8 protein-coding genes are annotated in these 8,368 nt (G+C 48.8%); all 8 read left to right on the top strand.

All coding sequences use genetic code 11. The features are described from left to right. The first annotated feature begins 183 nt into the window (after window positions 1–183). Window positions 184–708, top strand: a complete 525-nt coding sequence (locus KDK13_RS06405; protein WP_257284146.1) for a TonB-dependent receptor plug domain-containing protein — start codon at window positions 184–186, stop codon at window positions 706–708. 49 nt (window positions 709–757) lie between these two features. Beyond that, entirely contained in the window at window positions 758–1,393 is a 636-nt protein-coding gene (locus KDK13_RS06400) for a TonB-dependent receptor (protein ID WP_257284145.1), read from the top strand. Then, window positions 1,357–1,593: a hypothetical protein gene (locus tag KDK13_RS06395; RefSeq protein ID WP_257284144.1), complete on the top strand. Its 237-nt coding sequence runs from the start codon at window positions 1,357–1,359 to the stop codon at window positions 1,591–1,593. Before KDK13_RS06400 ends, KDK13_RS06395 begins: the two co-directional genes overlap by 37 nt. Before the next feature lie 123 nt (window positions 1,594–1,716). Further along, window positions 1,717–3,459, top strand: coding sequence for an ABC transporter transmembrane domain-containing protein (locus KDK13_RS06390; protein WP_257284143.1), 1,743 nt, complete (start codon window positions 1,717–1,719; stop codon window positions 3,457–3,459). Window positions 3,460–3,534: 75 nt separating this feature from the next. Then, window positions 3,535–5,328: an ABC transporter transmembrane domain-containing protein gene (locus tag KDK13_RS06385; RefSeq protein WP_257284142.1), complete on the top strand. Its 1,794-nt coding sequence runs from the start codon at window positions 3,535–3,537 to the stop codon at window positions 5,326–5,328. Between the two features lie 134 nt (window positions 5,329–5,462). Beyond that, the gene (locus KDK13_RS06380; RefSeq protein ID WP_257284141.1) at window positions 5,463–7,520 is read left to right on the top strand and encodes a M13 family metallopeptidase; all 2,058 of its coding nucleotides are present in this window, start codon (window positions 5,463–5,465) and stop codon (window positions 7,518–7,520) included. Window positions 7,521–7,581: 61 nt separating this feature from the next. Next, a complete protein-coding gene (locus KDK13_RS06375) occupies window positions 7,582–8,082 on the top strand; it encodes a GNAT family N-acetyltransferase (protein WP_257284140.1) in 501 nt (166 codons plus the stop codon). Between the two features lie 42 nt (window positions 8,083–8,124). Beyond that, on the top strand, window positions 8,125–8,301 hold the full coding sequence (locus KDK13_RS06370) for a hypothetical protein (protein ID WP_257284139.1): 177 nt from the start codon (window positions 8,125–8,127) through the stop codon (window positions 8,299–8,301). The last annotated feature ends 67 nt before the right edge of the window (window positions 8,302–8,368 follow it).

The raw sequence follows: 8,368 nt of genomic DNA, 5'->3' as shown, positions 1-8,368 counted from the left end.
GCTCCTGTCTTATATCACCGCCCGATTGGGCGATGCTTTACGACGGGCTTGGTAAGAGCGTAGCCCGCCACGGCGGTGGCTGTTGCTTTAGGGTCTTCAGTTGCTTCTACGGCAGCGTATGCTAATGAGGATTCGGTTGAAAAGCTGGAAAAAATCCAGGTGACCGGGTCGCGGATTTCCCGGGTGGATGTTCAGGGTCCATCTCCTGTAGTGGTTATCTCTGCTGAAGATATTAAAAGCAGAGGTTATACCGATATTTTTGAAGCACTGAACTCGCTGAATCAAAATACGGGCGGTTCATTAAATCAACAAAACAGTTTTAGCTTTACCCCGACAGCGCAGGCTGTAAATTTGAGGGGCTTGGGTGTTGGTCGAAGCCTTATTTTGATTGATGGCAAGCGTCTTCCCATGTTCCCCCTCGGTGCTGGCGGTGCTGAAAATTTTACCGATATCGGACAAATTCCTATTGCGGCAGTGGAACGTATCGAAGTGCTGACAGATGGTGCTTCCGCTATCTATGGCTCTGATGCAATGAGTGGTGTTGTTAACGTAATTCTGAAGAAGGATTATGAAGGGGCTGAAGTGAAGCTTCGCACTGGTGACGCACATGAAGGTGGTTATCAGAATAACAGGCTTGAAATTTTGGCCGGTACAGCTGGCGAAAGATCCAGGGTAACGTTCATCGGCCAATTCCAGAACAAAAATTGACTCAGAATCTTCCATCATCAGCTGGACAGGGTCCTTTTCTGGTGACCTGATGGAACTACCTTCCGGAACTGCTGCTTTTGCTACCTTTGCGGAAATTAACTGCACAGAGTATGAGGATGTCAGGGATCAAGGCACCCTTGATGGCATCTATGTAGGTAAAGGTGGTACCTCAGGCGGTGGTGAGAGAACCCAATATGGTGTTGGTGGTGAGGTGATGGTTCCAGTTGTTGAGGATTTGGAAGTTACCCTTGCCGGTCGTTTTGATGATTACAATGATGACTCAAAAACTGGATCAGCATTTACGCCGAAGGCATCTTTTGCCTATCGTCCAGCAGATGTGTTGCCGGTCCGGGGTGGGATTGGCAAGAGTTTCAGAGCTCCCGATATGCAACGTTTGTTTGGTGGCACTACAAAAGGATTTAACAATTCTTCTGATCCAACCTACTGTGAAGCAACGAAGTCTTCTGGTGGCACGCCCGCAGAGATAGCGGAGGCTTGCGGTACTCAATATTTTGATACTGAAGTTGGTGCGAATAAGGAGCTTGAGGTTTCTGGTCCCACGCCCGGGAGAATAGCAAGGCTATTGATGCTTTTAATCGAGCGCTGGAACTTGAACAAGATCCTGATCTGCAGCTTAAATTGGCCAGAATGCTGGCTCGTTCCGAGCGTTATCAGGAGTTACTGACGCTGGTTGCCAACCCTTTTGACGGGATTACCGAGAAGCAGCAGGGAGAGATGCTTTTTCTGACAGGAATGGCGCATTATCAGCTGGGAGATAGTCGAAAATCACTGGGTTATATGGAGAAAGCGGCGTCTATTCAGAGCAGTAGAGGGCAGGCCAACTCCTGGATTGGCTTTTTGCAACAGGACCTGAATAACCAGTGATTGGCAAATAAATTCCTCCCTCCCTAACTGCCATCGTGGTTAAATCCACGGGGAGGGAGGGATTTTTTTATGTGAAGGAAATTATAAAGCTGTATTTGACAGTTAAAATGCACGAGGGGATACATGTCTATTTTCTGGAACCTGGGATGGTTCTTTAAAAAGCACTGGCTGCGTTACAGCTGTTGTGTACTTTTTCTGATTCTGGTGTCGCTGGCGGAGTTATTGCCGCCCTGGATTATTGGTGATCTCGTCGATGAGGTGCAGCAGGGCAGCATTACTTTTGCCAGTGTTTTACAGTCATCGTTGCTTATTGCCTTTATTGGTCTTGTCATATACGCCCTGCGAAATGGCTGGCGGATTATGCTGTTTGGGGGAGCGATTGAGCTGGGTAGGGTTATGCGCCTGCGTTTATTTCATCACCTTACCCGGATGTCCCCGGAGTTCTATCAGCGACACAATACCGGTGATTTGATGGCTCACGGGACGAATGACGTAAGAGCAGTTGAAATGACAGCGGCAGAGGGCGTGCTTACTCTGGTGGACTCCATGATTGCGGGTTCTGCGGTGATTATTGCCATGATTCTGGTGTGCGGCTGGGAGATGACCGTGGCAGCGCTGCTGCCTTTTCCGGTCATGGCCTGGCTGATGTTCAAATATGCGGGCTTACTGCATTCCCGATTCAAGCTGGCCCAGGAGGCGTTTTCCGATCTCAATAACCGGGTTCAGGAAGCGGTTTCAGGAGTGCGGGCGATCAGGGCCCATGATTTGAATCGTTCACAGATGCAGAAGTTCGCAGCTCAATCAGAAACTACCGTCGCTGCCAATATGCAAGTGGCCCGGATTGATGCAATGTTTGATCCGACGATTTCCATTTGTGTGGGTGTTTCTGTTTTGGGAAGTCTGGGTTTCGGTGCATGGCGTATTAACAGTGGCCTGATGACCCTGGGTGAACTGACGACATTTACCATTTATCTGGGGTTACTGGTCTGGCCAATGTTTGCCTTTGGCTGGCTGTTCAATATTGTGGAAAGGGGGAATGCCTCGCTCAACCGCCTTCAGTCATTGATGGGTGAAAAGCCCGGTGTCGTTGATTGTGAACTTGAGACTGTTAAAAGCCTGGATGGTGATATCCACTTTGACATTAAAAAATTCACCTATCCGGGTGCCGATAAGGCGGCTTTGGGGCGGTTGTCGCTGAAACTGAAGAAAGGACAGTTTGTCGGTATTTGTGGCAGAACTGGCAGTGGGAAGTCCACCTTGCTGAGGCTGCTGTTACGACAGTACGACGATGCTGCCGTGAGTATTCAGTTAAATGGTGTTGATCATCAGCAGTTCTCGCTGGATCAGCTCAGAAGCTGCTTTGCCCTGGTGGCCCAGGAGCCGTTTTTGTTTTCTGCGACCATTGCGGAAAACATTGCTTTTGGAAAACCGTTGGCTAGCCGTGAAGAGATTGAACAGGTTGCCAGGCTGGCCTGTGTCCATGATGATATCGTGCAGTTTAAAGATGGTTATGAAACCATGCTTGGTGAGAAAGGAGTCAACCTGTCCGGTGGCCAGAAACAAAGGCTGACCATTGCCCGGGCATTACTGCTGGATGCGGATGTTCTGCTGTTTGATGATGCCTTTTGCTCTCTGGACATGCAGACTGAGGCGAGAATTCTCGACAACTTAATAACATCAGGTCAAGAGAAAACCATTGTTCTGATTACCCAACGACTGACTAACTTGAACAAGGCGGATCAGATTGTGGTGCTTGATCAAGGCAGGATCAGCGAATCAGGGGCACACAGGGAGCTGATCGCCGGGAATGGCTGGTACGCCAGAATATTTAATCGTCAGTCTCTGGAAATAAAAACATCAGGGTGACTAAGTAGCTGGCCATATGGAATCGAATATTTCTGGCTACTTATGTCTTCCGGACCTTGGGAACTGGATGGGAACGTGCTGGAAAGGAATAAGAACAATAAGCAGCAGTTTATACGGCTGTTGAATTATGGAAGACCCTACCGGCGGCAGCTGGTGCTCAGTCTGTTGCTTATGTTACTGGGTACCGGTGCCACGCTCTATGCGCCGGTATTAATGAAAACCTTTATTGATGATCATGTAGTTCCCCGTGACTGGGATCATAATGCCCTGATCCTGTTAGCGGTTGGTTTTATGGCAATGTACCTGATCGCCGCCGTGATGAGCTGGTTTGAAGCGATACTGTTTCAAAAGGTGGCGCTGTCGGTAGTACACGATCTTCGTCGTCAAGTGTTCAATCACCTGTTCCGGTTACCGATGGCTTTTTTTGACCGGGAGCCGGTGGGCAAGCTGGTGTCAAGGGTGACAAACGATACAGAAACCGTTCGGGACCTGTTCGTTCAGGCACTGCCCGGCACCATCAAAGGTGTTGTCACCATTATTGGCGTTATCATCGCCATGTTTTTGCTGGATGTCCGGCTGGCACTGTTCTGTCTGGGTATTCTGCCCATCATCGTAGGCTGTATTTACCTTTATCAGAAATACAGCCATCCGGTGTTTCATGCATCCCGTGCTGTGCTCAGTGATATTAATACCCGGATTAATGAATCCATACAGGGGATGTCGGTTATTCAGGTATTACGCCAGCAGAAGCGAGTAAGTCAGCAGTTTGAAGACACCTGTGGAGAGTATCAGCAGATCCTGAATCGCCTGGTGATCATTAACGGCGTGCTCCTGCGGCCAATGGTGCATTTTGCTGCCATGATTGCCCTGGCATTCATGGTCGGTGGCTTTACCGGTCAGGCATTACACGGGCCGGTAGAGATCGGCTTGCTTTATGCGTTTATCAACTACCTCGATCGTATGTTTGAGCCATTGACCCATATCACCATGCAGATGCAGGTCTGGCAGCAGTCAGTGGTTTCTGCTGAGCGGGTTTTCCAGTTGATGGATGAACCAGCTGAGCATAGACAAGAACGTAACAATGGTGCCGTTATTCAACGTGGTCGTATAGAGTTTCGCGATGTTGAGCTGTCTTATGATGGGGTTAACAAGGCATTGGATGGTATCAGTTTTACTGTTGAGCCCGGGCAATTTGTTGCACTGGTTGGCCATACCGGCAGTGGTAAAAGTTCCATTGTTAACCTGTTAATGCGGTTCTATGACCACCAGAAAGGTTCAGTGCTGATAGATGACCAGCCCCTGGCTTTATTTTCCGAACAGGTCTTGAGAGACAGCCTTGGGCTGGTGTTTCAGGAGCCTTTTGTTTTTCAGGGCAGTATTGCTGAGAACATCCACCTGGGAAAGGCTGAAATATCCGGGCAGGGAATGAAAGAAGCGGCTAACCGGGTTCAGGCATCTGGTTTTATAGAGCAACTTCATGATGGCTATGAAGAGAAAATGGGTGAACGTGGACAATCACTGTCAAGTGGTGAGAAACAGCTGCTGTCGTTTGCCAGAACGCTGGCGCAGGACCCTGCGATTCTGATCATGGATGAAGCCACTGCCAATATCGATAGTGAAACCGAGCTGGCTATCAAACAGTCGTTGTTTACCCTGAGGCAGGGCAGAACGACGTTAGCGATTGCCCACAGATTGAACACCATTGAAGATGCAGATCTGATTCTGGTGATGGAGCGGGGCAGAATAGTTCAGCGTGGAACTCATCAGTCACTGCTTAAAGAGAAAGGGTTGTATCGGGATATGTTCAGGGCGCAGCAGGATCAGGATGTGGTTGAGGAGGAGTCTGACAGGTTGTCGCTGGTCAGTTAAAGTCTGCAGGTCTTTTGCAACTGTATTTTTGCAACTGTTTTTTTGCAAGCAGGCAAATATTGTCGTTTAAAATAAACCGAAACTATACACTGATTGTTTAAACCATATGGATCGGGAAACGAAGAGTTAAGCCTATGAAGTTGAAAATCCTGGCAGCTGCTATAGTCGGTACCGTGTTAATAACAGGCTGTGCAGTTAGCTCCCATCATTTTCTGGAAAAGCACGAGAAAGTCACTCCGGCCCCTGAGGTTTCTGGTATTGAGTATGACAATATGGATTCGTCCGTGCGTCCGCAGGATGATTTCTATCGTTATGTGAATGGCCAATGGCTTGATAAAACAGAGATACCGGAAGACAAGTCACGCTATGGTGCCTTCAGCAAACTTTATGATGAGTCTCAAAAAGCCCTTCGGAAAGTATTGGAAGCAGCGGCAGAAAACAGACAATCAGCGGCTGATGAGGATGTACGGAAGCTGGGGGATTTTTATGCCAGCTATATGGATGAGGAGCGTATCAATAAGCTTGGGGTAACGCCTTTAGAGGCTGAGTTCTCACGAATCGCCGGTATAAAGACACATCAGGATTTGCCCGGGCTGCTGGCTGATCTGGGGACCAGGGGCATCACCACCCCATTAGGCTGGTACGTCAATAATGATGCACGACAATCTGAAGTGAATGCGCTTTATGTCAGTCAATCCGGGCTGGGACTTCCTGATCGGGACTACTACCTGGATGAGGGGGAACGATATAAGGCTATCCGGCAGAACTACCAGGATTACATTACCGAACTTTTGGTATTGGCGGGTCAACCAGAGCCGGAAAAAGTGGCAACGGGGGTTATGGCGCTGGAAACAAGGCTGGCTGAAGTTCAGTGGTCCCGGGTGGAGCGACGTGACCCGATCAAAGCCTACAACAAAATGACAGTAGCTGATGCCAATCAGTTAATGGGTGATTTTGATTTTTCCAGGTATCTCCGACAGGCAGGTGTTGATGTCGATCAGGTCATTGTGCGTCAGCCAGGCTACTTTCAAAAACTGTCGTCCATTATCAGCGGTACTGATATATCGATATGGAAAAACTACCTGACATTCCATACGTTAAACAGTTATGCGTCGTCTTTAAGTGAACCCTTTGCCCAGGCACGTTTTGATTTTTACGGCAGAACGTTAAGAGGGATTGAGGAGCCTGCGCCACGCTGGAAGCGGGGTGTTGATGCAGCGGATGATGTACTTGGTGAACTGTTGGGTAAGGAGTACGTGAAAACGTACTTTCCACCGGAAGCAAAAGCCAGAATGTCAGTGTTGGTTGATAACGTTATTGAAGGATTCGAGGCTTCCATTGACGATCTTCCCTGGATGAGTGCGCCAACCAAATTTGCCGCCAGGATCAAACTGAGTAAATTTACGCCAAAGATTGGTTATCCCGATCAATGGCGTGATTATTCAACGCTGGACATTAAACCGGATGACCTGGTTGGCAACCTGATGCGTTCCAGTCAGTGGCAGTACTCAACGATGGCCGGGAAGGCGGGTCAACCGGTGGATCGCAGTGAGTGGTTTATGACACCACAGACCGTGAACGCCTATTACAATCCGGTGAACAACGAAATTGTTTTTCCGGCAGCTATTCTGCAACCACCGTTTTTTAATCTGGCCGCCGATGATGCGGTGAATTACGGATCCATTGGTGCGGTTATTGGTCACGAGCTGGGTCATGGGTTTGATGACCAGGGCGCAAAGTATGATGGTGATGGCAATCTGAGAAACTGGTGGGGAGAGGAAGACCTCGAGCAGTTTAAGGCCCGTGGCGCCAGGCTGGTGGATCAGTACAATGCCTATAAACCGTTCGATGATATCAGCATTAATGGCCAGTTGACCCTGGGTGAGAACATTGGCGATCTTGGTGGTCTGAGTGTTGCCTTTAAAGCCTATCAGTTGTCGCTTAATGGTGAAGAGTCTCCGGTTATTGATGGTTTTACCGGAGAGCAGCGTTTCTTTATGGGCTGGTCGCAGATCTGGCGAATTAAATCCCGTGAGGAGGCTTTGCGGCAGCAGTTAGTGGTGGGTCCCCATTCCCCGGGTGAATATCGGGCGAGAGTGTTATCCAATCTTGATGAGTTCTATGAAGCCTTTGATGTGGATGAGGGTGATGGTATGTACCGTAAACCAGAAGACCGGGTAAGGATCTGGTAATACCAATCGTGCTTTCGCCTCCTGTCAGGTACAGGAGGCCATTTAAAAAGGAGTTTGCTCAATGGCTGAAATTATTATCAGATCCGTAGAAATGAATGATGCGGGTGATCTCAGAAAACTCTTCGAGGGAGAGCGGGCTTATTCTGGAACACTGCAGCTCCCACGACCATCGCAGCAGCTCTGGGAAAACCGTCTGGAGAAGAGCAATCGGGAAAGTGTCCATCAATACGTGGCAGAAATAGATTCAAAAGTGGTTGGTCATCTGTTTCTGGATAACCCTCCCAACCCGCGACGACGCCACGTAGGTTATCTCGGAATGGCCGTTCGTGATGACAGTCAGGGGCAGGGTGTTGGCAGTGCCTTGATGGCAGCCATGGTGGATCTGGCAGATAACTGGCTGAACCTGCGAAGAATGGAATTGACGGTGTTTGTGGATAATGAACCTGCAATTAAGCTCTATAAAAAATTTGGTTTTCAGATAGAAGGCGAGTCACCGGATTATGCTTTTCGAAACGGTGAGTATGTTGGTGTTTACCATATGGGCAGGATTAATGCCCGATAAGAGCCTTGTCAAGCTGGTTGATAAGGTGTTAAAGAGCGCCGGATGATTTCAGTATTATTGTCGGTCTGCCACCTGGCAGCAGGACAGATTGCGGGAATTACTGAGCAAGACTGGCGTCCCCCGGGCTTTACAAGGTCTATGGGGATGGGTACTATCAATGCCGTTCCGGTTCGCAGTGAATTGCGGACGGACAGTTATTTATTCTGCATATCAGCCTGAGGCTGGTGTAGAAATGGGTCGTTAGCTCAGTCGGTAGAGCAGTTGGCTTTTAACCAATTGGTCGTAG

It is taken from the genome of Endozoicomonas sp. SESOKO1 (genome assembly GCF_024606265.1).
GTDB lineage: Bacteria > Pseudomonadota > Gammaproteobacteria > Pseudomonadales > Endozoicomonadaceae > Endozoicomonas.
The sequence above is the reverse complement of the archived record's forward strand: the minus strand, read 5'-3'. Positions and strand labels throughout refer to the sequence as shown.